Origin of the sequence: Paenibacillus sp. MDMC362, assembly GCF_003269305.1 — a bacterium.
Lineage (GTDB): Bacteria > Bacillota > Bacilli > Paenibacillales > Paenibacillaceae > Paenibacillus_AQ.
This window is the reverse complement of sequence record NZ_QLYT01000016.1, coordinates 153826-179720: the sequence shown is the minus strand read 5'-3', so window position 1 is coordinate 179720 and position 25895 is coordinate 153826. Positions and strand designations below refer to the sequence as shown.

General features: G+C 51.2%; 28 protein-coding genes. 16 read left to right on the top strand and 12 right to left on the bottom strand.

Annotation, left to right across the window (positions count from 1 at the left end; translation table 11 throughout):
• Positions 1-65 precede the first annotated feature (65 nt).
• Complete coding sequence (locus DP091_RS08535; RefSeq protein ID WP_113057926.1) at positions 66-875, bottom strand: ABC transporter permease subunit; 810 nt, start codon at positions 873-875, stop codon at positions 66-68.
• Positions 872-1759 (bottom strand): ABC transporter ATP-binding protein, encoded by an 888-nt coding sequence (locus DP091_RS08530; protein ID WP_113057925.1) that lies wholly within the window; start codon positions 1757-1759, stop codon positions 872-874. Before DP091_RS08530 ends, DP091_RS08535 begins: the two co-directional genes overlap by 4 nt.
• Positions 1760-1922: 163 nt before the next feature.
• Here DP091_RS08530 and DP091_RS08525 point away from each other — a divergent pair, with 163 nt between their 5' ends.
• Both DP091_RS08525 and DP091_RS08520 read left to right on the top strand, forming a co-directional pair.
• The gene (locus DP091_RS08525) at positions 1923-2516 is read left to right on the top strand and encodes a TetR/AcrR family transcriptional regulator (RefSeq protein ID WP_113057924.1); all 594 of its coding nucleotides are present in this window, start codon (positions 1923-1925) and stop codon (positions 2514-2516) included.
• Positions 2517-2746: 230 nt separating this feature from the next.
• Positions 2747-3460, top strand: coding sequence for a sulfite exporter TauE/SafE family protein (locus DP091_RS08520; RefSeq protein ID WP_113057923.1), 714 nt, complete (start codon positions 2747-2749; stop codon positions 3458-3460).
• A gap of 28 nt (positions 3461-3488) precedes the next feature.
• Here the strand turns inward: DP091_RS08520 and DP091_RS08515 are convergent, their stop codons facing one another.
• The 4 genes from DP091_RS08515 to DP091_RS08500 all read right to left on the bottom strand — a co-directional run bounded on the left by DP091_RS08515 (position 3489) and on the right by DP091_RS08500 (position 7978).
• Positions 3489-4598: a glycosyl hydrolase family 8 gene (locus DP091_RS08515; RefSeq protein WP_113057922.1), complete on the bottom strand. Its 1110-nt coding sequence runs from the start codon at positions 4596-4598 to the stop codon at positions 3489-3491.
• A 165-nt stretch (positions 4599-4763) separates the two neighbouring features.
• Positions 4764-6059, bottom strand: coding sequence for a polysaccharide deacetylase family protein (locus DP091_RS08510; RefSeq protein ID WP_113057921.1), 1296 nt, complete (start codon positions 6057-6059; stop codon positions 4764-4766).
• A 38-nt stretch (positions 6060-6097) separates the two neighbouring features.
• Positions 6098-6838, bottom strand: coding sequence for a hypothetical protein (locus DP091_RS08505; protein WP_113057920.1), 741 nt, complete (start codon positions 6836-6838; stop codon positions 6098-6100).
• Between the two features lie 153 nt (positions 6839-6991).
• Entirely contained in the window at positions 6992-7978 is a 987-nt protein-coding gene (locus tag DP091_RS08500) for a glycerophosphodiester phosphodiesterase family protein (RefSeq protein WP_113057919.1), read from the bottom strand.
• 192 nt (positions 7979-8170) lie between these two features.
• Between DP091_RS08500 and DP091_RS08495 the strand changes: the two genes are divergently transcribed.
• From DP091_RS08495 to greA, 7 genes are all read left to right on the top strand, one after another.
• Positions 8171-8866, top strand: a complete 696-nt coding sequence (locus tag DP091_RS08495) for an FHA domain-containing protein (RefSeq protein WP_258394440.1) — start codon at positions 8171-8173, stop codon at positions 8864-8866.
• Between the two features lie 192 nt (positions 8867-9058).
• A complete protein-coding gene (locus tag DP091_RS08490; protein WP_113057917.1) occupies positions 9059-10684 on the top strand; it encodes a glycoside hydrolase family 9 protein in 1626 nt (541 codons plus the stop codon).
• A gap of 304 nt (positions 10685-10988) precedes the next feature.
• Positions 10989-12422: a PTS mannitol transporter subunit IIBC gene (locus DP091_RS08485; protein WP_113057916.1), complete on the top strand. Its 1434-nt coding sequence runs from the start codon at positions 10989-10991 to the stop codon at positions 12420-12422.
• Positions 12423-12439: 17 nt separating this feature from the next.
• A complete protein-coding gene (locus DP091_RS08480; protein WP_306438099.1) occupies positions 12440-14566 on the top strand; it encodes a BglG family transcription antiterminator in 2127 nt (708 codons plus the stop codon).
• Between the two features lie 16 nt (positions 14567-14582).
• Complete coding sequence (locus DP091_RS08475; RefSeq protein ID WP_113057914.1) at positions 14583-15023, top strand: PTS mannitol transporter subunit IIA; 441 nt, start codon at positions 14583-14585, stop codon at positions 15021-15023.
• Complete coding sequence (locus tag DP091_RS08470; protein ID WP_113057913.1) at positions 15020-16189, top strand: mannitol-1-phosphate 5-dehydrogenase; 1170 nt, start codon at positions 15020-15022, stop codon at positions 16187-16189. Before DP091_RS08475 ends, DP091_RS08470 begins: the two co-directional genes overlap by 4 nt.
• A 320-nt stretch (positions 16190-16509) precedes the next feature.
• A complete protein-coding gene (gene greA / locus DP091_RS08465; RefSeq protein WP_071220557.1) occupies positions 16510-16986 on the top strand; it encodes a transcription elongation factor GreA in 477 nt (158 codons plus the stop codon).
• 123 nt (positions 16987-17109) lie between these two features.
• Here the strand turns inward: greA and DP091_RS08460 are convergent, their stop codons facing one another.
• From DP091_RS08460 to DP091_RS08450, 3 genes are all read right to left on the bottom strand, one after another.
• The gene (locus tag DP091_RS08460; RefSeq protein ID WP_113057912.1) at positions 17110-18315 is read right to left on the bottom strand and encodes an MFS transporter; all 1206 of its coding nucleotides are present in this window, start codon (positions 18313-18315) and stop codon (positions 17110-17112) included.
• Positions 18316-18580: 265 nt separating this feature from the next.
• Positions 18581-18769 (bottom strand): hypothetical protein, encoded by a 189-nt coding sequence (locus DP091_RS31285; protein ID WP_181469752.1) that lies wholly within the window; start codon positions 18767-18769, stop codon positions 18581-18583.
• Positions 18770-18984: 215 nt separating this feature from the next.
• Entirely contained in the window at positions 18985-19296 is a 312-nt protein-coding gene (locus tag DP091_RS08450) for a hypothetical protein (RefSeq protein WP_113057910.1), read from the bottom strand.
• Between the two features lie 152 nt (positions 19297-19448).
• On the opposite strand from DP091_RS08450, the gene DP091_RS08445 reads away from it, so the two are divergent.
• From DP091_RS08445 to DP091_RS08425, 5 genes are all read left to right on the top strand, one after another.
• On the top strand, positions 19449-19805 hold the full coding sequence (locus DP091_RS08445) for a nucleotide excision repair endonuclease (protein ID WP_113057909.1): 357 nt from the start codon (positions 19449-19451) through the stop codon (positions 19803-19805).
• Positions 19806-20072: 267 nt separating this feature from the next.
• Positions 20073-20408, top strand: a complete 336-nt coding sequence (locus DP091_RS08440) for an ArsR/SmtB family transcription factor (RefSeq protein WP_113057908.1) — start codon at positions 20073-20075, stop codon at positions 20406-20408.
• Between the two features lie 25 nt (positions 20409-20433).
• Entirely contained in the window at positions 20434-20943 is a 510-nt protein-coding gene (locus DP091_RS08435; RefSeq protein WP_113057907.1) for an SRPBCC domain-containing protein, read from the top strand.
• A 263-nt stretch (positions 20944-21206) separates the two neighbouring features.
• Complete coding sequence (locus DP091_RS08430; protein ID WP_113057906.1) at positions 21207-22268, top strand: LLM class flavin-dependent oxidoreductase; 1062 nt, start codon at positions 21207-21209, stop codon at positions 22266-22268.
• A 93-nt stretch (positions 22269-22361) separates the two neighbouring features.
• Positions 22362-22796, top strand: a complete 435-nt coding sequence (locus tag DP091_RS08425; protein WP_113057905.1) for a hypothetical protein — start codon at positions 22362-22364, stop codon at positions 22794-22796.
• Positions 22797-22812: 16 nt separating this feature from the next.
• Here DP091_RS08425 and DP091_RS08420 read toward each other — a convergent pair whose 3' ends face one another.
• The 3 genes from DP091_RS08420 to DP091_RS08410 all read right to left on the bottom strand — a co-directional run bounded on the left by DP091_RS08420 (position 22813) and on the right by DP091_RS08410 (position 24667).
• A complete protein-coding gene (locus DP091_RS08420) occupies positions 22813-23547 on the bottom strand; it encodes a zf-HC2 domain-containing protein (RefSeq protein WP_113057904.1) in 735 nt (244 codons plus the stop codon).
• Positions 23544-24032: an RNA polymerase sigma factor gene (locus tag DP091_RS08415; protein WP_113057903.1), complete on the bottom strand. Its 489-nt coding sequence runs from the start codon at positions 24030-24032 to the stop codon at positions 23544-23546. Before DP091_RS08415 ends, DP091_RS08420 begins: the two co-directional genes overlap by 4 nt.
• An 80-nt stretch (positions 24033-24112) precedes the next feature.
• The gene (locus tag DP091_RS08410) at positions 24113-24667 is read right to left on the bottom strand and encodes a Crp/Fnr family transcriptional regulator (protein WP_258394439.1); all 555 of its coding nucleotides are present in this window, start codon (positions 24665-24667) and stop codon (positions 24113-24115) included.
• Positions 24668-24679: 12 nt separating this feature from the next.
• On the opposite strand from DP091_RS08410, the gene DP091_RS08405 reads away from it, so the two are divergent.
• Both DP091_RS08405 and DP091_RS08400 read left to right on the top strand, forming a co-directional pair.
• Entirely contained in the window at positions 24680-25171 is a 492-nt protein-coding gene (locus tag DP091_RS08405; protein ID WP_373456903.1) for an HAD family hydrolase, read from the top strand.
• A 111-nt stretch (positions 25172-25282) separates the two neighbouring features.
• The gene (locus DP091_RS08400; RefSeq protein WP_113057902.1) at positions 25283-25873 is read left to right on the top strand and encodes a TetR/AcrR family transcriptional regulator; all 591 of its coding nucleotides are present in this window, start codon (positions 25283-25285) and stop codon (positions 25871-25873) included.
• Positions 25874-25895: the final 22 nt, after the last annotated feature.

Sequence of the window (25895 nt, the reverse complement as noted above, 5' to 3'; positions counted from 1 at the left end):
ATATATAAGAGAGGGCACCCGACCCGGGTGCCCTCTATGTTTACTTAGCTAACAACCTGAATGGATTACAACGGCAAATCACGTTTTCGAAATAACACGACGGCCAGGCCGAATGCGGTCAGGCCAATGGCGGCAAGCACAAGGGAGGTTACCACGAAATCCCCCGTTCCATTTACGATTTCCCCAGGCCGATATAAGGAGAAGAGGGTGAGGTTGCGCATCCAATCAATCTTATCGCTGAATTTACTGATCAAATCCAGACTGAAGAACCCGAATGTAATTAACCCGGAGATACTCCGTGCCTTCTTCTCGTCATTACACAGCGAGGACACAAGAAAACAAATGCTGGAGATGGCAAAAAAGAGCAGGAAAGCCGCTGCGTTCATCTGGATGAATCGGGCGGTATTGAATTCGTAGGAATCCCCCAGCAGCCAAGCGTATCCGGCGAATCCGGCAAGCGTCGTGACCGCCAGGATAAGGAAGAGCCCGCTCGTCATAACCATGGCTTGCGTGAGCGCCACTTTCCCTCTTGTCGTCGGAGCCGACAGCAAATAGCCCATCGAGCATTGATCGACCAATTTGGCCATTAGCTGGGTCGTCAGCTGAACGCAGACGATAGCCAGGATGAGCACCAGAATTAATCCGTAATATTCCCCGGAGATGAAAGCTTCCGCTGTACCGAAGCCATTAAGCCCGAAGGCTTTTCCGACGCCCTCCGGCATTGACGCGACCAGATCGTCGATGGCTCCTGTGTTCTTGGCGATGCTGGGATATAACCAGAACATCAGGAGAATATAAAAAGCGGACCCGAACGCGTAATTCATCAAGCTTTTCATATTTACTTTCAACATCTGTTTATATAAGGTGACATTCATTTCGATATCCCCTTCCGATCATAATAATTCATGAAAATATCCTCGAGGTTCTGGGTGAAGACATCGATGCTGCGCACAGGGTATTTGCCCGTCTCTTGGATAAACTGATCGTAATTGCCCTGGACGGCTACGCTCACCCGAGTGCCTTCATAAGACTCGATAAGCAGCCCTGAACTCTGAAAGGCCTCGGCATCGCTTGAATGCACGAAGTTGACCTCGAACAGCTTCCGCTGCATGGATTGCAGTTCGTGAATGTCCTTGACGGCAATGATGACCCCGTCCTTGATAATCGCGGCTCGGTCACAGGTTCTCTCGATTTCCTGAAAGCTGTGGGATGACATCAAGAATGTTGTGCCGCGGGCTTTCTCCTCAAGAACGATTTCAATAAACACCTTTTGCATCAGCGGATCGAGTCCCGAAGTGGGCTCATCCAGAATAATGACCTTCGGATCATGCATGAAGGCGGCGACGATCCCGACCTTTTGTTTCATTCCTTTGGACATTTTACGAATCGGGGTCTGCACATCGAATTGCAGGCGATCGATCAATTGATTCCGCTTGGACAAGTCCCGAATTCCCTGCATATCGGCCATGAAATCCAGAAAGGTCTTTCCAGTCATCCCTTCGATAAAGGAAATTTCACCTGGCAGGTAACCCACGTCCGATTGGAACTTTCCTTGTTCTCTCCAGGTATCCAGCCCATTTACCTTGACGTATCCCTGATCCGGCTTCATAAAACCCATGATGTGCCGGATGGTCGTTGATTTTCCGGCGCCATTCGGCCCTAAAAAACCAAAAACCTCGCCCGGCTCCACCGAAAACGATACATCGAAGATGCCCCTTCCGTTGGAAAATGTCTTCGTCAAATGTTGAACGGTTAACATACCGCCACCTCCGGAATAATTGAAGAAATGAAATATTATAGATCGGATATTTCATATGTTATAATATACCCAGCTTGTGGCATCGTCAATGATTTAATGAAATTAATTTATGTATAAATTTCATAAATTACATAATTAATCTTAGGAGTTAGGATGAAGGGAAATGAACGGTTTTGAGAAAAGAGCGAATCTGATCAAAGAGAAGATTATGAGAACCACCTTGGAACTGGTGCGCACCTCGGAGCTGAAGCGAATTCGGATTGCCGACATATCCAAGGCAGCCAAGGTGTCGCAGGTGACGATCTATAATTACTTCGGCAGCAAGGAGGAGCTGCTGCGCGAGGTTTTTCGCAACTATTTTGATAAGGCGATCCGGGATTTTGAGGAATATATGAGCGAAGGCCATTCCTTGAAGGAGAAGATCGAGCACATTATTTTTCTGGAGAAGGAATCCTACAGTGATTTCCCGCCAGGATTGATTAAAGAGTTGTTGATCGATGACGAAGAATTGGCCCGTTATATGAAGGAGCAGTACAGGAACAAAGCCATTCCGCTCACCATCCAGATTATTGAGGAGGGCAAGGCCAGCGGTGAGATTTCACCGGAGGTATCGACGGAACACGTCCTGGCTTTTATCCAGCTGTACATGAATCAATATGAATCGATTCTGGCTATGGCCCAGCAAAGTGATGATATGGACGGCTTCCTGGAGGGAATGGTTCATATGTTTTTTTACGGTGTCTGCGGAAAGGCTTAATCCTCGGTAACCGAAGTATTGGTATTGGCCAGTTACAGGCTTCTAATATAGGACGATTGCATAATCGACGGATTCGGGGCACGCGTCTTACATCTGGTGCTTGGTGCACAACATGCACAAATTAAGCAGGCCCACTTACCCGTCCCCATGATTCCATTATGTTACAATGATAGGATGGGATTGCCTCAAATTAGGAGTCTCCCGCATTACGTGAAGAAAGCAGGTGCAGCGTGGATATTATGCTGTTTGCGGTCATTATATTTGTGGCATCCATTCTTCAGACCAGCACCGGATTCGGGTTCTCTATCCTGGCTACGCCGTTTCTGCTGCTTTTGTTCCAACCCAACGAGGCTATTCAGATTAATTTGATTCTTTCTCTTGTCATCTCGGCTGCTCTAATTGCGAGGATACGCAAGGACATCGACTATGGCATCCTCAAACGATTGGTGATCGGAAGTGCGGCAGGACTCCCTCTCGGCATCGTTATTTTTTCGTTTATCGATATTCGTTATCTGAAGTTAGGCGTTAGTCTGATCATATTGGCATTAACCGTCATGCTGATGCTAACATTCAGAATCCGTCAGAGCCATGGCAGGGACCTGGCGGTAGGGGGACTCTCAGGCTCTCTAACGACCAGCATTGGAATGCCGGGTCCGCCCCTGCTGTTATATTTCTCGGGCACCGACACGCAGAAGGCAAAGCTCAGAGGGACGACACTGGCCTTCTATTTGTTTATCTATTCCTTGAGTTTGATCATTCAGGCGATCGTGGCGGGAACGAGCAAGACGGTCTGGGTATCGAGTGGAATTGCGCTTCCCTTGGTGTTCGTCGGGCTGTTGATCGGACAGCGGCTATTCATTGTCATTAACCAGAGAGTATTCCAGATATTCACCTATATCATTTTAATCTTTACGGGTGTGTATATGCTCATCGAGAGTCTGTAAAGAGACCAAAGACTGGAGCGACGACGGATTATTTCACGGTTGGTTCTAGCAGCGTCTCCGCGAGCAGAGGAAACAGGTTATCAAAAGCATGCGTATTTCCATCAAACACATACCCTCCCGGATAAGCGGGATCTTGGCCTCGGAATTGGATCATTCGATCATGCAGCTCCCGGGCCCAAGGGAGATCATTCGTTTTTGACGCCAGGATAATAGCCAGTCCGTAGACGGCAGGCGACTCATATGCCGCGTCAGGCTTTCGTGTCTTCCGGTTGTAGCGCCCCGCCAGCTGCTGATTCTTCCGGAATTCTCCCTTCAAGAATTGTATGAGCTCCTTCGGCGGATGATCCATCTCCGCCAGATGGATGCCAACGATCAGCTGGTCAATCAGATTGACCGACGCGTCATACTCATATTGACCGGACCCGATTTGATAGGTTTTGGGATAGAAGATGCCGTCAGAAGGCATGTGGGAGAGCAGGTCCTGATACTGTTCATACTTCTGGCGGGACAGGATTCCGTTATTCTGCATTTCGCGCAGCGCCGATATGTCAGCGTAGACCAGGCTTAACACGGCTGCCGATGCATTCCGTTCAAAATCATGATAATCCACGAAATATCCTTGGGTTTGAGCGGAGGCTTGCAATGTGGAGCCGATCTCCTTCGCCAATTGAAGGTATTCGTCCTGGTCCCAGAGCTTGTACGCCTTCAGCAGGGCATCGAGGATTCGGAGATCATCGCCCAGGGCATTGGTCGTTACCTCGGATTGACCGTCTGGTCTGAGCTTCCACCTGATATAGGTTTCCTGACCATTATGGAGGAAGTAGGTTGTAAGAAGCTGGGCGCTATCATCGAACCGGGCTCGATCGCCGGATAAGACAGCATGCTGCATCCAAAGTCCGAGCGACTCGGATAACGCTTCTCTCCCGGCAACGATGTCCGGGTTCTCGGAAGAAGCGGGCTTGAGATAGGTAGCAATGGTACCGTTATCGTTGGTCATATGCTCTTCAATAAACGCTGCTGTCACGTCGGGGTTCTCCTTGCTTCGGATGATAGCGTAGGCAAAGAAAACGATGCCGATTAGAGCAAGAAGGACGATGATCGCAAGAATGGCCTTCTTGCGGGAAATCCGGGTTGTCATAGGTTCACCTCGAACATACTATTCTACGCTTGCGTTCTTAATGCCTTTAAGAAGGCTGAACGAATATATTTAGCTTCTGAGGCCCATCGTTCGTTTATCCATAAAAATGCCGTACCCGATGTTTGCAGAACAACGGATACGGCATTCTCTTACAGGATAGGTTCGCTATTTCAAACTGACGATGGTGAGTCCCTGATCCTGCAGGTGCTTAATAATCTTCGGCAAGGCGTCCACAACCGCCTGCGATTCATGCAGGAGGATGATGGAGCCGGAAGCTTCGATGTGCTGGACATACTCGAGGATTTTATCCTTGTCGCGTGTCAGCCAATCCTCGGGATCCCGGTTCCAGAGCACCATCTTACTGCCTTGCTGTTGACTTAACGCCTCGGTCCGATCGTCAAAGGCACCGTAGGGCGGACGGAAGAGTATCAGCTTCTCGTCGGTAATATGCTCGATGAGGTCTGACACGCGGGTCAACTCTGCCTGCTGCTGTTCATAGGTAAGGCTTGTCAGCTGGCTATGAGTCATGGAATGGCTGCCGACAGAGTATCCGTTCGCATGGATGACCCTGACGTAGTCGGGATGTTTTTCTACATTGGTGCCCACAAAGAAGAACGTTCCGCCAACCTCGTGCTTTTTTAAGACATTCATAATATCGATGGAGTGCTTGGATGGCCCATCATCGAATGTAAGGGCTACATAGCCTTTGGGAAGGCTAAACGAGATGAACTCCTCCAGCTCCAGCTGTGGAATGGATGCAGGGGGGGTGTTATCCTCCGGTTTACTCTCCTTCGGTTTGCTCTGCGCTGCTTCCTCCATTGAGGCTGCCACGGGTTTCGCGATGATAGGGCTCCGGTTCTCGGCAAGCAATTGGATAACGGTCTCTGCTTCCCCAGTGGCCGTTACTGTAGGGTGAGGATTCATGTCACCGGGAGACGAGTAATTAAAAGAACTTAATAATACAACAAAAATCAAGCTCATTATGGTGGCGCTTACCAGCTTAAGCGGAAGATGGTGCCGTTTCCTTGCGAAACGATTGGTTTTCAGGTCCCCTTCGGCGGCGGATATCTCCTCGGAAGGATCCGCTTCGGATCGATGCGTGAAGAGGAAAGGCAGCGTATGCAACTCATCTGCATGTCGGATCTTCTTGATTGACTCTAATTCGTTCCTGAACGGAACGGAGCAGGCAAATGAAAACCGCTCACTATGTTCACGATATGTACGCGTAATGGATACTATGTATTGCTGTTTGTTTTCATCCCATGCGGTATGCAAGGATATTCGGTATTTATGGACCCCGTCGAACTCCGCCGCGCCTGCTATATTTGCTATGGTCTCGTTATCGGTTAGCCATAATAGCTCCGCCGATTCTATTAGGGATAGCTTGATTCGTAGACCGAATGTTTCGGTATCCCTCTCGATCGCCAGCAGCTCTATGATTCTGCCATAGGATTCTGACATGATGGCCCCCCTTTGTATCGCTGTTCATGCGGGTAAGATTATTCCGATGGTGTATTGGAAGCCGCGGTTTTCGGTGAGAAGGAGAAGGACATCTTCTCGGTAAAATCATTGATGGTCTGCATCAGCTTGGCTTTATCATCCAGGATGTTCTGGTATTGCTCCGCGTACTTTTGGTTGGCAATCTCCAGCTCCCGGACTTTCTCTTCAAGCGAGTTGATCTTGAGCATGCTCTGATATTGAGTGTTGTTAGACTCCTCATAGAGCTTGTTGTACTTGGCGGTCTCGGTTTCGAGCTGGTTGGAGAGCTTCTCATACGCCAGGTTCGACGTTAACTGGTATTCCTTGTAATCCTCCAGCAGCTGATCGTAGGCCATCTGTTTGTTCGTCAGCACGTTCTCGAGTTCGCGGATTTCCTTGTTCTTTTCCTGAACCAGCTGATCTCTCTTGATCTGCTCATGCTTATACCGGTTGATCGTCTCGTTCGCGGTAAAGAGCTGATCCTCTAGGCCTCTATTCTTATAGGTCAGCAGCTGCCGTTCCTTCAGCATGTTCTCGATCGAAACAATGACATCAAGGCCGATCTTGTCCTGGTTATCCTTGGAGAACAGAGGTTTGTTTCCTTCTGCAGCGGGCAGTTCAGGGTCCGCGGAAGAAGCCGCCTCTTCTTCTGCCGTTACAGCAATATCCTCTTGTTCGGTACTGTTCTTATCGGGCTGGTTCTGATTCGAGCGGGCACTCTTAAACCACGCCATTCCTTTTTTCTCTGTTTCCCTGGCCAAAATATCAACTCCTATATATTCAATGATTCTAGTATGAAATTAGGCTAAAAGACCCCTATTATTAGTAATCGGTAAAAACGTCCCAAAAACTTTGCCCTGCATCCCGTGAAAATAAAAAAAGCCCCGCAGCGGGGCGAGGGGCTTTCCCTTCGATTATTCATTCTTTTTGATGGTCAGCTCCGGAGCGATAACGTCGACCCGATTCGTCCAAATGCCGCCGCTGTAGCCTTCCGGCAGTCGCTCCAAATCCGACACGGAGTCGAACCCTTCCGACCAGCCGCCATCCCCGGCGACGAGGATGACCCGTGTATTGATGCTGTCCATACGGTTCAGGAATTTATCCGGCCATCCCCACAAGTAACGGGCGTATTTCTCCGGTATATGCAGCTGGGTGTTGCGGCAGACCGATGGGAGGTAGCCGCTCCAGCCGGCTCCGGCGTAGGATGCGAGACAGCTCTTCAGCGTGCCCATCGACATGACGCGTAGGGATGGGAGCTGTGATTTTAATGCTCGGATCGGTTCGTCATCCCCATATACGGTCAGCTGGCTGAGACGCTTCATCGGCAGTCCGGACAGATACTCTGCCAGGAGTTTTCCCTCTTCGGGGTCGGTGCTTTTGATATGGATCAGGAATGAACCGTCAGGAAATGCCTCCAATACCTCGTCTAACGACGGAATCAGCCCGACTCCTTTTCCTCGAAAAGGATATGTCGCTCCATGATCGGCGGTGTAACCATACCCGATGTCTATGTTTTTTAGCTGCTCCATGGTATAATCGTTGACCGAGCCCTCCACGTTGGTGCGGCATTCCAGGGTCCAGTCGTGGAACACGGCGAACTGTCCGTCCTTGGTTGGCTTGATATCCAGCTCAACGATATCGGCACCTGCTTCGAATGCGGTTTTCATGGACGGGATCGTGTTCTCCAGGTAAGCATGCTCCGGCACATAGATGCGGGAGGCAGTGCAAGTGTCGGCTTGAATGCCTTCCATCGAGAAGGTTTGACCAAGCCCCCGATGCGCCAGCAGCAGCGGCTCGGCGTCACGGTCTTTGGTGAACAGGGATGTATTATTAACAAACAGAAATACAAACAACACGAGGAAAAACAGTATGATTTTCTTCCATTTTTTTAGTTTTCGCATGATCCAATCCCCCAAAATCGTATACAATATGCAGTAGTAGATTTATATTTATCTCTATCTAAGTTCTCTATATTAAATCCTTCTTCCATAAATCTTAGTGATTTTGGGCGCATACTCAATAGCTGGATCATAACAATTGCATAATAGCGTACTGATAAACACAATGAGCAGCATATAAGAACGGGAGGGAGCATGATGGACAAATCCTCCTTTTTGATGGTGGAGCGGGGGAATCCCTACGAGCGTGGGGACGTTATAGCTTTGACCAAACCCATAACGGTGCTTGGCCGCAAGGGCCAGCATTTTGATCCGGATATCGCGTTTGATAATATCTTTGTGTCCCGGCGGCATGCAGCGCTGCTGTATCGAAACGGGAAGTTCAGCATTAAGGATCTGAACAGCAAGCATGGTACCTTCGTCAATCAGGAACGGTTGGTCCCCCATGATGAAATTCCCCTCCAGCATGGAGATACCATTGTACTCGCTGGAGATCTGATCGTGTTGTCCTTCTCCATCCTCAGCATGGATGAGACGATGGACATTACACCGCTCATCAAACAGCTGGCTGCAGTCGAGGCTTCACGTGGGCTTAGGTTGAATCCGTTCAAGCAGGAGCTGGTATACGGCGAGGATGTGTACGCTTTTTCGGAAAAAGAGTACAAATGCATGGAGCTGCTGATCAACCACCAAGGACAGTTTGTGTCCAAGGATCAGCTCAAGGCATACGTTTGGCCCGAGCGAAGCTACGGAACGGATGAAGTGCCCGATGTGAGCTCGGAGGAGCTGAATGCGCTGATTTATCGGGTCCGTAAGAAGACAAGAGACGTTCTGGACATTGAGAGCATCCGGGGAAAAGGTTATATTTTGCAGACGCAAGCCGATGGCTAAACGTGATTGTCAGGACTCAAATGAAACAAAGATGAATACGCAACAGACAAGCTCTTCCTCATGGGCAGGAAGGGCTTGCTTCATTTTGCATTGCATTTTATATCGCGGATGAGAGGGGATTGGCAAACGCTATCGAAGTTGTAAAGCGTGGAACTTTCGAATCGACAATCGGAAAGGGATGAACAGGGGAGCATGAATAATAGGCATGGACAGCATAACAGCATTGCGGTCAACCAGCTAGGCTATCGCAGCCAGGATGCCAAGGTTGCCGTCATTGCCGGTCAAGGTGGACGGTTTCATATCGTCCACGCGTTGAATGGCGAGCTGGTTTGGCAGGGCCAAACATCACCCGCCATCGAGGATGTGGCCAGCGGGCAGACGGTAAGCCGGGGGGATTTCACCGCATGGGCAGTGCCCGGCACGTATCGGATCGAGACGGAGCATGGGCAAGCGTCGGTGCCTTTTGTCATAGCCGACGAGGTATACAGGGATGCGCACCGCGCATTGTTGAAAGCGTTCTATTATTTCCGCTGCGGGACGAAACTGGATGAGCTGCATGCCGGACCCTGGCAACACGGAGCCTGCCATCTTACGCCCGCCATCGTTCATGGAGAGGCATCGCGGCAGGTGGATGCCTGGGGAGGATGGCATGATGCCGGCGACTATGGCAAGTATGTCGTTCCCGGTGCCAAAGCGGTAGCCGACCTGCTGCTGGCTTTCGAGTTTTACCCGGAGGCGTTCGCGCAGCGGCTGCCACTGCCGGAAAGCGACGGTCGCATGCCGGATGTGCTTCACGAATGCCGGTATGAGCTGGAATGGATGCAGCGCATGCAGGAGGAATCGGGAGGCGTGTTCCATAAACTCACGACCCTGCGGTTTCCGGCGGGAGACGTTATGCCGGAGGACGATACGGCTCCGCTGTATCTGTCGCCGATCTCCGCAACGGCGACCGGTTGTTTTGCCGGAGTCATGGCGATGTCATCGCGGATCTATTCTCCCTATGATGAAGCCTTCGCCGCAAGCTGTCTGCAGGCAGCGGAACGGGCCTGGGCATGGCTGGAGGCGCATCCCGACATGCCGAGATTCCGCAATCCGCCAGATATCGCTACAGGTGAATACGGCGACGGCCAGGATGCGGATGAACGGTACTGGGCCGCGGCAGAGTTATACCGCGCAACGGGCGAGGCGCGGTACCATGAGGCTTTTCAAGCATTAGCCAGGCAGGGCTCATTCGGGAAATACGAATTGGGTTGGGCGGACATGGGCGGCTATGGAACCTTCGCCTATCTGATGTCGGAGCGGGAAGAAGAGCCCGCGCTGGCAAAGGAACTGATGACGGGTCTGCTTCAGCGTGCGGATGAGCTTGCCGCTGTCAGCGACCGGGACGGCTATGGGATCTCGCTGCTGCCGGATCAATATATTTGGGGCAGCAATATGGTGGTATTGAACCACGCGATGCTTCTGCTGGTGGCGGGAAGACTGTCAGGTTCCGAAGATTATGATCGGCATGTTCATGAGCATATCCACTATGTGTTCGGGGCTAACGTGACGGGGACGAGTTATGTGACCGGGTATGGGGCTAAGCCAATCCTGCACCCTCATCATCGTCCTTCCGAAGGCGATGGCGTGGAGGAGCCGGTTCCGGGCCTCGTCTCCGGCGGGCCGAACAATGGGCTTCACGATGACTATGCGCGTGAGCACTTGGCCGGAAAGGCGCCCGCAGCATCATTTGCCGATGTGATGGAGAGTTATTCTACCAACGAGGTGGCCATCTATTGGAACTCGCCGGCTGTGTTCGTGTTATCTCATTTTGTATAGAAGAATAAAGGATGCTGAAGCAAAAGAAGCGCCGAGAGATGCTCGACGTTTCTTTTTTTGTATCGGCCGTTCATGGCTAGCGTTGGATCAAGGGACAGGCTTGATCTACGAATGAAACCGCGTTGCGGCGGTATTTTCATAAAAACGACATGATCCTTTTAAAAGTTGTCAACAATATTCTTGACGAAACCCGCTTTTCCTTTCGTTGAGCCTTTTGCCGGGGTGACTTAACATAGAGATGTCAGATGAAAGCGACACAACTACATTCCGTTTTATTTTCAAATATGACTAGGAGGTCAATACGATGTCCAACGAGACAAATACAAACGCTTCCAAAGGCATTCGCGTAAGGGTACAGCAGCTCGGCCGTCTCCTTAGCGGCATGGTGATGCCGAATATCGGTGCGTTTATTGCTTGGGGTCTGATTACGGCTCTGTTCATCCCGACCGGCTGGTTCCCGAATGAGAATCTGGGAGCGCTGGTTGACCCGATGATCAAGTACCTGCTCCCGCTCTTGATCGGTTACACGGGCGGACAGATGATCCATGGCAAACGCGGTGCGGTGATCGGCGCGGTTACCACGGTCGGCGTTATCGTCGGGGCGGAGATTCCGATGTTCCTCGGCGCGATGATCGTCGGTCCGCTGGCCGCATGGGTATTAAAGCAGTTCGACAAGCTGATTGAAGGCAAAATCAAATCCGGCTTCGAAATGCTCGTGAATAACTTCTCGCTCGGAATCATTGGCGGCGCGCTGACATTGGTGGCATACACCGGAATCGGGCCGCTTGTACAGGGGATTACCCAAGCGTTGTCAGCCGGTGTTGACGTACTGGTGAATGCGAACCTGCTGCCGCTGGTCAACATTATCGTTGAGCCTGCAAAAGTATTGTTCCTTAACAATGCGATCAACCACGGGATTTTCAGTCCGATCGCCACAGAGGAGTCGGCACGGATCGGTCAATCGGTCCTGTATATGCTGGAATCGAATCCGGGTCCGGGACTGGGCATTCTTCTCGCCTATTGGTTCTTCGGACGCGGCTCTGCCAAGTCTTCCGCGCCGGGGGCAGTTGTCATTCACTTCCTGGGCGGTATTCATGAGATTTACTTCCCGTATATTCTGATGAAGCCGGTTCTGATCCTGGCTGCCATCGCGGGTGGCGTTGCCGGAACATTCACCTTCCAGATTCTTGGAGCGGGTTTGGTGGGCCCAGCGTCGCCGGGCAGCATCATTGCTTACTTCGCCATGGCGCCTAAAGGCGGCTTGATATCGGTACTGGCCGGTGTTCTTGTTGCAACGATTGTCTCCTTTGCTGTAGCGGCATTACTGCTCAAAACAGGCAAAAAGACCGAAGAAGAGCCAAACCTTGAAGAAGCATCCGCCAAAATGAAGGAAATGAAAGCCGGCGGTATGAACGACCAAGTCGCTCCTGCTTCGGCGGCTGTAGCTAATCTGGACAAAGAGAATGTGAACAAAATCGTGTTCGCTTGCGATGCCGGCATGGGCTCCAGTGCGATGGGCGCTTCGGTATTAAGAAAGAAGTTGCAGCAGGCTGGCGTCGATATTACGGTTGTGAACTCGGCGGTAAGCGAAATACCGGATGACGCGGATATCGTCATTACCCAGAAGACACTCACTGAGCGGGCCATCGCGAAGAATCCGAATGCGGAGCATATCTCCATCGACAACTTCCTGAAGAGTCCGAGATATGATGAGCTGGTGGAACGACTCAAAGACTAACATAAGCCTAAAACCATATGACACGCTGGCGTAGCAACGCCGGCGTTGTCTTTCATTTCATGAAGAAGGGGGCCATGCGTCTGGGACACATCACTGCCCGCCAACGACAAATCCTTCTGCTCCTGATGAGCAGGAACGAGGGCATGACGGCTGCAGAAATAGCCGCTGAGGTCGGGGTCAGCGTCAGGACGGTTCACCGGGAAATGGAGGAGATTGAGAAGGAACTGCAGGGCACGGGCGTTCTGATTCATAAAAAGTCGGGAACGGGCATCCGGCTGGAAGAGGAGACGCCTGAGGACATGGTTCAGCTGCGGAAGCGCCTGCTTACAGGCAAGCCGGCCGATTATTCCGTGGAAGAGCGCAAAATCCTCATGTTATGCGCCCTGCTTGAGGCGATTGAGCCCGTCAAACTGTTTGCTTTGGCCCATAGTTTAAAGGTCACCGTGCCGACCATCAGTAATGACCTGGATGAGCTGGAGCCATGGATGAAGCGGTTTAACCTTACTCTAATTCGCCGCAGAGGCTACGGTATCGAGATTGAAGGCTCGGAAGGCGTAAGGCGGTCGGCGATTTGTCGGCTTGTCGAGGAATATTTGGATTACTCCGATCTTGTCGGGGATGGATATCGTGATCAAAGCGAGCCGGTGACCGCACGTCTGCTCTCCATGATTGATAAACCGGTGCTGCTGGATGTAGAGAAATGTTTATGGGATATGAACTGGGATTGGACGGAGGGGCTTAGCGAAGGTGCATATACCGCGATGCTCATAGCGTTATCGGTTTCCGTAAACAGGATCAAGCAGGGGCGGAGCATAGAGACGACGGATATTACGGCATATGGTGAATCCCTCCCGTCGGTGGAGGAGGCAAAGGATTTCGCGAGTCGTCTAGGCCAAGTCTTGAAGATAGATATTCACGATCCTGAAATGAAATATATTGCTCATTTGTTCGAATCAGCGAAGGACATGTCCGAGATCAGCGAACTGGCTCTCACGGATGTAGAGATGGTGGAAATCGCTCAGCATCTTATCGAACGGGTTCAGGGGCGCACCGGCATTCCGTTCCAGGAGGACCGCACGCTGCGGGCAGGTCTGGTGGAGCACTTCGGGGCTGCCATGAAAAGGATTCGGGAAGGGACCCGGATCCGGAATCCCTTGCTGAGCCCGATTCGGAAGGATTATGAGGAGCTGTTCGGAATCGTCCGTCGTTCAGTCGATGACATGAAGCTGGACATGATGGTCCCGGATGAAGAAATCGGGTTTCTGGTTATGCATTTCGGGGCTTCCAGCGAACGGCTGAACCAGCTGGGACATCATCTGAAGGCCATCCTGGTATGTTCCAGCGGTCTTAGCTCCTCAAGGCTTCTCGGGACCCGGCTGAATAAGGAGATGCCGCAGATTGAGGTGCTCGGCAACGTCTCGTGGTATGAAGCGGCCCGGATACCGAAGGAGCAGTATGATCTTATTATTTCGACTATTGATCTTCCACTGCCGAAGGATCGGTATGTGAGATTAAGTCCGCTGCTCACGGCGGATGATAAAGAGGCGCTGCTGCAATTCATCCAGAGCACATCCTTGAAACCGGCTGCGGGCATGGCTGCCAGTAAGCGCATCGAGGAAGAGCGTAAGGTTGCATCATTCGAGCGTCTGCGCATGCAGGCAGCCCTGATGAACGAGATTGTATCGCTGTTGGATGGCTTTCATGTGTACCACCTGGATAATCGGCAGGATGATCTGCAGGGCACATTGAGCGAAGTTTTGACTAAGGTGGTTGAGCGCGGGGCTGTTCGTGATGCGGAGAAGGTGAAGGAGCGTTTGCTTGAGCGCGAACGGATGGGCACCCAGCTCATTCCAGATACGACGCTGGCCTTGTTCCATACGCGCAGCCGCCATATTACCTGGCCGTCGCTAACCTTGTTCCGGCTGACGCATCGAGCGCCGCTGGAGGACGGGGCGGAGGCGGGTGTCATACTGCTGATGCTGGCACCGAAGCAGCTTCCGAAGGAGAGCTTGGAGGTGCTCAGTGAAATTAGCGCCATGCTGCTTCACTCCGAGCTGATTGAGCTGATGGAGCAGGGCAGCGAGGAAGAAATTCGATCGTATTTAGCGGAAGAGCTTCAGCATTTTTTCAATCACAGACCATAGAAAGAAGGAGACCAACATGAGTAACATACTGTCCAAAGATAAAGTCGTACTGAACGCAAAGGCTGATAGCAAGAGCGAAGCCATCCGCATGGTGGGGAATCTGCTAGTGCAGGCAGGCCATGTATCCGAAGATTACGTAGATAAAATGCTGGAACGCGAAGAGATTGCCTCCACTTATATGGGCGGAGGACTCGCGATTCCCCATGGCACCAAAGAGGCTAAAGGCATGGTAATCTCAACGGGACTGTCCATCGTTCGCTTCCCGGAAGGAGTAGATTTCGGAGGAGATGAGCCGGCGTTTATTGTCATTGGTATCGCGGCTGCCGGTGGTGACCACATGGAGATTCTGACGAATGTGGCCATGATCTTCACGGACGACGAGAGCATTGAGAAGGTGATGAACGCTTCCAGCGAAGAGGAGATTCTGGCCATCTTCGAAGGAGGAATGGGCGCATGAAAGCAGTCCATTTCGGAGCAGGGAACATCGGACGCGGTTTTATAGGGCTCTTGCTGTCACAAGCCGGTTACGAGGTTTGTTTTATCGACGTGAACGAAGAGTTGGTGTCGGAGCTGAAAGCGCGCGGGGAGTATCCCGTAACCTTGGCCAGCGAAGGACAGGAGACCACGATCGTTAAAGGCATCACGGCACTCAACAGCGCCTCGGAGCCGGAAGCTGCTGCACGTGCAGTAGCGGAAGCGGATCTCGTGACAACGGCGGTAGGCGTGAACATTCTGAAGTTCATCGCCGGCACCATTGCCGAGGGGCTGAAGCTCCGGCTGCAAGCGGAGTCGGCCGCCCCCCTTCATATTATTGCATGCGAGAATGCCATCGGCGGCAGCACGCAGCTGAAAGAGCACGTCTACGGGAAGCTTGATGACGAGACGAAGCAGAAGGCCGATCAGCGGGTTGCTTTTCCGGATGCGGCCGTAGACCGGATTGTGCCGCTGCAGCAGCATGAGGACCGTCTGAAGGTCGTGGTGGAGCCGTTCTATGAGTGGGCGGTGGACCGCTCGCAGATGTTTAAGGACTATGTCCCTGTGGAGGGCATTCACTATGTGGATCGCCTGGAGCCGTATATTGAACGCAAGCTGTTCACGGTAAATACCGGACACTGCTCGGCTGCTTATGTAGGCTTTCTTAAGGGCTACGAGACGATCCAGGACGCCATGAAGGACGAAGAGGTAGCGAGTCATGTCCGTGCGGTGCTGGAGGAGACGGGAGCTGCGCTCGTGCATAAACACGGCTTCAATCCTTCCGAGCATGGAGCTTATATCGATACCATCCTGGAGCGGTTCCGCAATCCGGCGCTGACCGACGAGGTGTCCCGCGTCGGCCGCTCCCCGATCCGGAAGCTGTCCCCGGGCGACCGCCTGGTGTCGCCAGCCATGCTGGCTTTCGAAAGCGGGCTTGCGTACAAGAGTTTGGCAAAATCCATGGCAGCGGCTCTGATGTTCGATGTTCCGGAAGATCCGGAGAGTGTGGAGCTGCAAGCATCCGTCCGGGATATCGGTGCAAGCGACACGGCTTCCCAATATACCGGCATTGCCGGTGAGCATCCGATCATGGGTGAGCTGATGGAGCAATATGATGCGTTGAAGGCTGATATCGAAGCGGGTTCGTAAGGTATTGGCAGTGAATATCATAGCCGACGGATGCATGTGCCGATAGGCCACGCCATTCCTCTATCATGCATAGCCCCTGGTTCTCCTTGCGGAGAAATCAGGGGCTATTATGGTACTCTCTGCAGGCATACAACGGTCCTGATTTGTTCAAAATAATCCTCCATATATAGCTGTCCAAGTGGTTCAATTCGGGTAGGGGCAATACCGCTGTTGGTTTTAAATCCCAAATATTCCATCCATCGATTTTCAGAAAGTTTTCGCTTATTTTCGAAATAAAGAGTACACTAGAAGTAAGAAATTAAAAAGTGGATGTGATGAACATGGCAGAAGAACTGATCTTGACCCAGGAGGGCTATGATAAACTCCAGGAAGAACTTGATGACCTCAAGTATGTAAAACGCAAAGAGTTAGCGGAACGGATCAAGCTCGCGATCAGCTATGGTGACTTGAAGGAGAACAGCGAGTACCACTCGGCCAAGAACGACCAGGCGTTTATGGAAACGCGCATCATCATCCTGGAAAAAACACTCAACAACGCCCGGATTGTCGACGCCAATCAAGTGAGCTCGAAAACGGTGAATGTTGGTTCGAATGTCGTTCTGAACGACATCGAGTTTGCGGAGAAGCTTGAATATCAGGTCGTAGGACCGGCAGAAGCCGACGTATTGAACAATAAAGTCTCCTATGAAAGTCCTCTTGGCAAAGCGCTAATGGGCAAAGCAGTAGGCGACCAGGTCAACGTGGACGCGCCGATGGGTATCGTTAAGTACGAGCTGCTGGAGATCAAAGCTCTGTAAACGCAGAAGGATCATCGAATATATAAATATAAGGCGTAACCGGGGGTGGAATGGCCGGTTACGCCTTTTCAACATGGTTCGTGCCTTGTGTGGCAACGAGCGTTTTGTAGCTATGGGGACACATTAAGCATTAACCGCTATGGTCTTGCGCTCATACATATAACAAGCTGCTCCCAGAATGAAGGCGAGTCCCACCAAACCAGCCCCCACCCAAGGCAGGGCCGTTAAGCTTAGGTGGGTAATGACCAACCCTCCGATAAAGGCCCCTGCTGCGTTTCCGAGATTGCCCGCAGAGTGGGTTGCCGTAGAGGCGAGAGCGGGAGCGGACTGGGCCAGATTCATGACTCGCACCTGCATTCCCGGCATAACGGCGAAAGAGGCGGCTCCCCACAATACGACGGTCAGCACGGCGGTGACCGGGTTATGGATCGTCACGGTGAGGATGGTCAGAATGACGGCTGTCGCAAAGTAAACACCCAGTATGGAGGGCAGGAGCTTCCAGTCGGCCAGCCTACCGCCCACGATATTACCGGCAGTTACGCCGATGCCGAACAGGATCAGAATCCAGGTGACGCTCGGTTCGGCAAAGCCGGTGATCTCAATCAGCAGCGGCGCGATATAAGTGAAGACGGCGAACAGGCCGGCGTTGCCAAGCGCCCCGATGAGCAGGAAGAGAAGGAGTTGTGGTCTGATAAGGGCTGTAATTTGCTGCGTGATGCTTGACGCTTGTTCCTGACGTAGCTTCGGAATGAAGATCATAATGCCGATCAATGCCAATACCCCCATAACGGCAATTGCTCCGAATGAAGCGCGCCAGCCCATCGTCTGGCCGATGAAGGTGCCGATCGGAACCCCGATGATATTGGCTATCGTTAATCCGGCCATCATGATGGATACCGCCCCGGCACGCTTGTCCGGCCGCACGAGGTTCGAAGCAATGACGGCTCCCACGCCGAAGAAAGTGCCGTGCGTCAGCGCGGTCAGCATTCGGGCACCCATAAGAACGGCATAGCTCGGAGCAAATACCGAAATGCCGTTACCCAGAATAAATAGGCCCATGAGCAGCAGAAGCAGCTTTTTTTGCGGTATTTGGTGGGTTAGAACCGTTAGAATAGGGGCTCCTACGGCTACCCCGAGGGCGTACATTGTAATCAGCTGCCCGGCCGATGCGATGCTGACATTCAGGTCATCTGCGACATTCGGGAGTATTCCCATGATGACAAATTCCGTCATGCCAATAGCAAAAGCGCCAACGGTTAAAGACAGTATAGAGATGGGAAAGGGCTCTTTGGCGCTTTGTTTCCCAGTGGCGTGCTGCGATAGTTCCATGGTGTTCAAGTCAACCTTTCTGCTGTGTTTATTAATGGTATATCCCAATCTTCATTATCGGATTTAAAGAGGGACTGTTACATATTATTTAATGTTGCCGGAGGATAATCAAGAACTTTATTTTTTTGGGAAAATGGGTACCCTGAAGAGGAAGCCTCTGCTAAGGGAAGCTTGTCCATGATGCAAGAGCAGCTCGAGAGCGCCGCAGGGGCACTCTCTTGATGAGCAAGTGGATCACCGGGGTCATTGATCGTACCTGCTGACTTCAGCCCTTGATGATGATAAGGGTTAGTAACAGGTAAACGACTCGATCCTTCTTAAATCGAATCCCGAGAAGACCCATCTTCTTCCCGTCCATCGGAAACCGGCGACCGAGGTGCGGCCGACGAAGGTCGGAAAAAACCAGAAGCCAGGCCCAAATCTCGGCCAAATATAGGTGAAGCGAAACAAACATCCTGTGATCGCTCCCGGGTCAACAGCAAAGACACTGGCCAAAGGTTGTTGGGGGATCGTGGTTGGAGGTGGGGATAAGGGCCCTTGCTGTGGTCCCTGAGGTCCTTGCGGCGGCATAAATGCCATATTGGGTTCACTCCTTAATCGGGTTTATATAGGTTGGCAATTGCTCTTGAAGCTGCAAACTAAGGCAAGCATGGATACAGTCCCCAAATTCTAGGTATACAGCAGCGTAATGACAAGCAATTCGAAGAGAACTAAGGGGAGAATGACATTATTATAGTAACCGGGACCGAAGCCGCGCTGGTTTTCGTACCCGGACAGACTCAAGTACAGAACTCCCTTCTCGCAATGCATGATTGTTCCTTCAAAAACATCACCGTCGAGCGTTTCGACACGAACCAGCTGATTCGCATGCTGCTCGCATAGATGGTGAATATGATCGCGAACCGATTTGATGTTGTGTGTCATGTTGGGTTCGGCTTGATATAAGGTTTGTTCCTGGTGTCCGGAATGTTGAATGCTCATATAAAAAAGACCCCCATCGTTATTAGTCATACCTAGTTTCCATCCTATGCGGATGCCTAGAGAAGGGTGATTTTGAATTTCCCGCATGGGCAAATAAGCAGATTAGTGATACGATTTAGATCAATATATGATTGAGGAAGTGAGCGTTAGTCGTGATCAATATAACCATTCCCAAGGTGGACGTTTCCATTACCAAGCAGGCTGCTCCGGAGTTGAGCCACATTTACGGATTTACAGATTTTCACCTGATTCCAAGAGATCGGGGCGGGATCTTCATGTTCTACAACAGCAAAGAGGAGCTCCTGTTTGTTGGCAAAGCAAGAAAGCTCAGACCGCGGATCAAGAAGCATTTCGAAGATAGCGTCTCTCCGATCAAGGAGCATCGGGAAGAGGTTACAAGAATCGAGGTCTGCGTCATTGAAGACGCCGTTCATAGAGAGATCTATGAGACCTATATCATTAATGAATTCAAGGCCAAATATAATATAGACAAGGTGTTCTTTAAGTAAGGAATACGAAGGATAAATGACAAGGAGCAATAGACGTGGTTGAGTAAAAGACCCGCGTTTATTGCTTTTTTTGTTTGTGAAAAAAAATCAAAAAATAACTTAAATATTCCTTTACAGGAATATTCCTATCGTGGTATATTATTATCAGGAAATACGGCACACCATTAAATCAGCAAAAAAAGAGGTGATGATGGTGACGTGGACAGAGAGAACTGACAATCACCGTACACGCTATCGCAGCGGGTCTGTACCCGTCATCACTACAAGATGGAACTAACAACATTTAACGCTTTGGCCGAACCGAACCGTTTTCGTATTGTGAGTCTCCTGCTGAAGGGTTCTTTAACGGTAGGAGAAATCGCTGAACGTCTTGACATTCGGCAGCCACAAGCCTCCAAGCATCTGAAGGTGCTGCTGGAAGCCGGCTTGGTAGAGGTAAGGGCGGAGGCCAACCGGCGGAGCTACAAGCTGCGGTCGGAGCCGTTTCAGGAATTGGACCATTGGCTGAATAACTACCGAAGCATATGGAACGAGCGCTTTGACAACTTGGATAAATACTTGGAGAAACTGCAATCGGAAGGAACAGGTAAGAATCAGGATTAACACCTAATATGAGGAGGAATTTATAATGACAAACCAAATGATTACGCGGGTTGAAGGGCAAGTACTTGTATTGGAACGTGTATTTAATGCACCAAGAGAACTGGTATACAAGGTATTTACGGATGGAGAGCATCTGAAGCAATGGTGGGGGCCTCGCGGATGGGAGGTTACCGTATCCAACATGGATTTCCGTCCAGGCGGCTCGTGGCATTACTGCATGAAGTGTTTGGATCAGAATCAAGGGGATTTCTACGGAATGGAATCCTGGGGCAAATCGGTGTACCAGGAGATCGAAGAGCCGGAGAAAATTGTCCTTATCGATTATTTCTCCGATGCGGAAGGTACCATTGCAGAGGGAATGCCTGCTCCTATTTCTACGATGACCTTTGTGGAGCAGGATGGGAAGACCAAGCTGATCAACCGGGCAGTGTACGATTCTCCGGAGGCTCTTAAAACCGTGCTGGATATGGGGATGGAAGAGGGCGTAACGCAAACCTGGGATCGTCTAGAGGAATACTTGGCAGCCAAACAATAAGTTAGTCTCACTTACAATGTTACAAGGTAGAATGAATGGCCGGAATCCGCGTGGATCCCGGCCATTTTTGTATTATTTATGAATGGAATCGGTTGAATTCGAGTTATCAGTTAACTTGTAACTTGAAAAATCCGAGCTAAAAGTTCAATATAAAGATAATTGGATAATAGATAACGATGTTGACTGCCCGATGGCATGAAACAACGATACCCTTTTTTGCCACGGTTCTGCCTCGCGGCAAAGCATAATAGGAGGAAATCATGATGGAGATTGGGGTTAGCTCGTTCGTAGAGACTTGGCCGGATGTGAAGACAGGCGAAGTGATAAGCCACGCGCAGCGGCTGCGCGAGGTTGTTGAGGAAATCGTCCTTGCTGATCAGGTGGGATTGGATGTGTATGGGGTAGGTGAGCATCATCGTAAGGATTATGCGGCATCATCGCCTGCGGTTGTGCTCGCCGCGGCTGCGTCCCAGACGAAGTGGATTCGGCTGACGAGTGCGGTTACGGTGCTGTCCTCCGCTGATCCGGTGCGGGTGTTTCAGGATTTTGCCACCTTGGATGCCATCTCGAACGGGCGTGCCGAGATTATGGCGGGCAGAGGATCATTCATCGAATCATTCCCGTTATTCGGCTACGATCTGAGCCATTATGATGAGCTGTTCGAGGAGAAGCTGGAGCTGCTGCTCAAAATCCGCGAGTCTGAAAAAGTAACCTGGCAGGGCGGGCATCGCCCTGCGATTCATAATTTAGGCGTCTATCCGCGCCCGGTTCAGAATCCGCTGCCGGTATGGATTGGAAGCGGAGGCAATTCGGAATCGGTCGTGCGGGCAGGACTGCTCGGTCTGCCGCTGGTACTGGCGATTATCGGCGGAAGTCCCCTGCAGTTCGCGCCGCTGGTTAAGCTGTATAAAGAAGCGGCCGCGCACGCGGGACATGATGTATCAAAGCTGCCGATCGGCTCGCATTCCCATGGATTTATTGCGGAAGATACGGAGATGGCAGCGGACAAGTTCTTCCCATCCACCCAAGCCAGCATGAATGTATTGGGACGGGAGCGGGGGTGGGGATTCTATGACCGCGCAAGATTCGATGCGGCTCGAAGCTTCGAAGGTGCGCTCTATGTCGGCGACCCGGAGACGGTCGCCCAAAAAATCATTCATCTGCGCAAGCATGTGGGCATTACCCGCTTCATGCTGCACGTGCCCGTGGGAACGATGCCTCACGACGAAGTCATGAGAGCCATTGAACTGCTGGGAACCGAAGTCGCCCCTCGGGTGCGCAAGGAAATCGACCGCTGGGAAGCCGCTGGTGAACCTGTGGAATAAGCTGGAGCACTTTAATTCATATGGAATGGAATTACACGGAACTTTTTTCGGCCCGCATCGTTTATGACATAAACGGACAAGGCGGTGTACACCTTGCGGGTTGCCAGATATTTTGTGCTGTGGTTCGTATTTATATTTCTCTTTACCGGTGCGATCGTAGGCTTGGAGTATATCGAAGGATATAAGATTGCAACGACGGAATATTACGGCCTTCGTAATTTGGGTTTCGTGTTGGTGATCATCCCGATCTTACTGTCATCGCTCGTATATCCGGTGATCGTGCTTCCGTTATCGTGGCTAATCGGCAGCATGCGATGGGTTGGAGCTTCACTTCTCCTGTATGCTCTGCTGTATGCTGTGATGTGGGCCGGGGTGGGGGGTTTCCTGTTCTACGAATGCTATGATGCTCGATTCATACAGGAATATGAACTCCATGTCAGTACCGCCGTTATTCTGTTCGGTACGGTCGGCTTGGTCTACGCATGGATCGAGTGGAGATTATTGCGTAGCTCCGTTGCGACGGTTTAAAGGTCAAGAGACCGCTTCAGGGCCCAGATGGCTGCCCTGGCGGTCTCTTGTTTTCATTCTCATCACTTTTAAACTGTAACTCGACGGACTCGCTTGCCGGAGGCAGCTCCATGCCTTGTTCCCAGATCAGAATCCGGTCATCGGCCGTTCCCAGGTAGAGGGCCTTAATTTGAACGTCTTCCCCCAAGCTCTTCTCACGCTCTTTAATATCAATGGAATAGTACATGTTGGATAATCCCATATCCGCGAACCTTTTCGACTTGATGATGGGGCGCTTGGGTGTTACATAGAATTTTCCTTCCGTATCCGTGTCGTAGCTGGCCTGATTGACGTTGAAACCGTCGCTCATCTTCACATGATAGACAATGCGTCCATTCTTCAGCTGGCTGATATCGGATACTTGCATAACGCGGGTAGGCACGTTGGTAATGTTCCATTTGAACAGGCCCACATACACCAGGAACAGGAGTCCAACGGCTAGACAAGTGAGCAACAAACCTTTGGTAAACGCGATCCACTTGGTGCGCGACCATTGGGCGGCAACTTGCCGCAATCCGGCTCCCTCATCATGGTTTTGATCAACCGTTTGGGCTGGCAGCGGCATAGGGGAGCTCATATGGCTTAGCACCTCCCGGCAATCCGGGCAATCGACTAGATGATCTTCTACCAGGGCCTTGGTGTCTGCGCTGCACACACGATCATGGTACAGGGGCAGCAAGTCCTGAATAATATCACACGAAACTCGGCTCACGAACGATTCTCCTCCTTGTACAGGCTTTGAATTTTTTGCTTGGCTCGAAAGAAGGTGACTCTTGCCCAGCTCTCGGTTTTCTCGAACAGCTGGCTGATTTCGCCAAAAGACAACTCTCCGAACACCCGGAGCGTGAACACCTCTTTATACGGCTCGTCCATCAAGTGCAGAATCTGGTGGATTCGGAAAGCCTCTGCTTTATCGACGGTTTGCCATTCGATATCCAGACCGCTGCTGTGATCGACATGCGAGGCCGGCTCATACCGCTTTTGTTTTTCAAGATAGGAGAAGTATGTATGTTTAGCGATTTGGCAGAGCCAAACGCTTAGTTTGCACGTACCTTGAAACGAATCGATATGCTTCAGCGCTTTGAAAAACGTCTCCTGTGTGAGTTCTTCCGCAACATGTTCATCTCTGCTAAGCGACAGCAGGAACCGATACACGTCTTGAAAGTGTTGATGATAGATCTGGTGCAAATCCGTCACCTGTTCACCTCCTTGCCTATAGGACCGGGCCATGGCCGATTCGTTACAAGATTTAGAAAAATAAATTTCGGCCGGGCGATCTACTCATAGCGGATCCCATTCGATGCCGTCTCCATCGCGTTCCAGTCCAGAATGCGGATGGTCTTTCCGTCTCGCCCCAGGATCCCCTGTTGTGCAAAAGCATGCATGACCCGGTTCAAATGTCGATGCGTGGTGCCAAGCAAGCTGGCGATCTCTCCGATATGGTCGGTCTTCAGCTCCATTCCGAAGGAAGGGCTGGATCCCGGCGACATGGTGGACATGAGATAGCTGGCAAACCGGTTCTCGACGGATGCCAACAGATTGACGCGGGAAGCGGTCGTGCACGTCTGGAGTTTGTAGCTTAGGTGATCCAGCAAGGTGGATGTAAAGCGGGCGTTTGTCATTTCATGTTGCTTAATATAGTCAAAGGACAGCCCGATAAAGAGGCATTCGTTAACGGCCTCAATCTGCGACTGGACCGGAACGCTTCGAATCAATTCAATATCCCCGATGATGGAAAAAGGATGGCCAAAGCGCAGAAGAAGCGATTTGCCGGTTTCAATGCATGAAGTCACCTTAATCTTCCCTTGCACAAGGAACAAAAGGGAATTCATGGCGAAGCCTTCATGCAGGATGATTTCGCCAGGCTCGTATTGCTGCAATGTAAAAGGGACAGGCCTGACCCGCACAAGCTGGCCAAGAACGTGGCGCTCCAGGAACTGAATTCGGTTGTGAAAATATTGATGCTGACCTCGGACCATATGGCGGAAGTCGAGGAGAGACTGAGACAACTGGATGTCGTTGTTCACGTGCATGGAGGGGAAAATGTGCTGGATATCAGCCCTAAGGGGATACATAAATGGACCGGGCTTCAGCAGCTGAGTGTGAAGGAGGGCGAGTATGTTGCCTTCGGCAACGATGCCAACGATATTACGATGTTCCAGCATGCGCTGCACGCGGTAATGATCGGTGATCATCCGCTGCTGGCACCGTATTCCTCGGAACACCTTCAGCTGGATCAGGATATCGAGCATGCGATTGCGGAACGGCTGCAGGCGCTCGGGCGTCAATATGCTGCAACAAAGTGTGTAGGTCCTGTAAGCTCCTTCGGGAAATAGGATTGGCCTATTTTTTGTTAAATGCTTGACAGAGCATACCCGAGTGGAATATGATGGGTTCAACAAATGACAGTAAGTACTGACATCCCTAAGGGGAGAGGGAGGGCCTTCATGAAGCATAGTGACAACCTGAGCACGGATGATAAGCTGCTGCTGGCCGCGATCGATCTCATCTCTCGGAAGGGCTACAACGGAGTAACCACGCTGGAAATCGCTACGGCTGCCGGCTTAAGCGAGAAAACCTTGTTTCGTAAATTCGGGAGCAAGCAGAACCTCTTGGAAACAGCCTTTGAGCGCTATCATTATGGTCAAGAAATGACAAAGCTGTTTGAAGAGAGGCTGGTAGGAGATTTAAGCGAAGACTTGCTTCTTATCAGCCGGACGTACCATGAGCTGATGATTCGGAATCGGAAGCTGATCACGATCAGCGTGAAGGAGAACGATAACTTACCGGGCCTGCGGGAGATTACCAGCAAACATCCCAAGCAATACATGGATGTATTGACGAAGTATTTTACCGTGATGACCGAGAAGGGCAAAATGATCGCAGGCGATCCGGAGCTGCGGGCCATTTCGTTCATGATGATGAACTTCGGGGCGTTTATGAATGAGTTGGACTCGGAAGAACTCTTCTCTTCCGTGACGCTTGATGCCTTTATCGAGGAAAGCGTGCGGATTTTTGCTAGGGCATTAACCCCCTAGTATTTTTTTCCTAAAGTATGTC

Bases quoted from the DNA above. Each gene is read 5' to 3' on its own strand.
- DP091_RS08535 (WP_113057926.1), bottom strand. From the start codon at position 875: ATGAATGTCACCTTATATAAACAGATGTTGAAAGTAAATATGAAAAGC.
- DP091_RS08530 (WP_113057925.1), bottom strand. From the start codon at position 1,759: ATGTTAACCGTTCAACATTTGACGAAGACATTTTCCAACGGAAGGGGC.
- DP091_RS08525 (WP_113057924.1), top strand. From the start codon at position 1,923: ATGAACGGTTTTGAGAAAAGAGCGAATCTGATCAAAGAGAAGATTATG.
- DP091_RS08515 (WP_113057922.1), bottom strand. From the start codon at position 4,598: ATGACAACCCGGATTTCCCGCAAGAAGGCCATTCTTGCGATCATCGTC.
- DP091_RS08510 (WP_113057921.1), bottom strand. From the start codon at position 6,059: ATGTCAGAATCCTATGGCAGAATCATAGAGCTGCTGGCGATCGAGAGG.
- DP091_RS08500 (WP_113057919.1), bottom strand. From the start codon at position 7,978: ATGCGAAAACTAAAAAAATGGAAGAAAATCATACTGTTTTTCCTCGTG.
- DP091_RS08495 (WP_258394440.1), top strand. From the start codon at position 8,171: ATGATGGACAAATCCTCCTTTTTGATGGTGGAGCGGGGGAATCCCTAC.
- DP091_RS08490 (WP_113057917.1), top strand. From the start codon at position 9,059: ATGAATAATAGGCATGGACAGCATAACAGCATTGCGGTCAACCAGCTA.
- DP091_RS08485 (WP_113057916.1), top strand. From the start codon at position 10,989: ATGTCCAACGAGACAAATACAAACGCTTCCAAAGGCATTCGCGTAAGG.
- DP091_RS08480 (WP_306438099.1), top strand. From the start codon at position 12,440: ATGACACGCTGGCGTAGCAACGCCGGCGTTGTCTTTCATTTCATGAAG.
- DP091_RS08475 (WP_113057914.1), top strand. From the start codon at position 14,583: ATGAGTAACATACTGTCCAAAGATAAAGTCGTACTGAACGCAAAGGCT.
- DP091_RS08470 (WP_113057913.1), top strand. From the start codon at position 15,020: ATGAAAGCAGTCCATTTCGGAGCAGGGAACATCGGACGCGGTTTTATA.
- greA (WP_071220557.1), top strand. From the start codon at position 16,510: ATGGCAGAAGAACTGATCTTGACCCAGGAGGGCTATGATAAACTCCAG.
- DP091_RS08460 (WP_113057912.1), bottom strand. From the start codon at position 18,315: ATGGAACTATCGCAGCACGCCACTGGGAAACAAAGCGCCAAAGAGCCC.
- DP091_RS31285 (WP_181469752.1), bottom strand. From the start codon at position 18,769: ATGTTTGTTTCGCTTCACCTATATTTGGCCGAGATTTGGGCCTGGCTT.
- DP091_RS08450 (WP_113057910.1), bottom strand. From the start codon at position 19,296: ATGAGCATTCAACATTCCGGACACCAGGAACAAACCTTATATCAAGCC.
- DP091_RS08440 (WP_113057908.1), top strand. From the start codon at position 20,073: ATGGAACTAACAACATTTAACGCTTTGGCCGAACCGAACCGTTTTCGT.
- DP091_RS08435 (WP_113057907.1), top strand. From the start codon at position 20,434: ATGACAAACCAAATGATTACGCGGGTTGAAGGGCAAGTACTTGTATTG.
- DP091_RS08430 (WP_113057906.1), top strand. From the start codon at position 21,207: ATGGAGATTGGGGTTAGCTCGTTCGTAGAGACTTGGCCGGATGTGAAG.
- DP091_RS08410 (WP_258394439.1), bottom strand. From the start codon at position 24,667: ATGAATTCCCTTTTGTTCCTTGTGCAAGGGAAGATTAAGGTGACTTCA.
- DP091_RS08405 (WP_373456903.1), top strand. From the start codon at position 24,680: ATGCAGGATGATTTCGCCAGGCTCGTATTGCTGCAATGTAAAAGGGAC.
- DP091_RS08400 (WP_113057902.1), top strand. From the start codon at position 25,283: ATGAAGCATAGTGACAACCTGAGCACGGATGATAAGCTGCTGCTGGCC.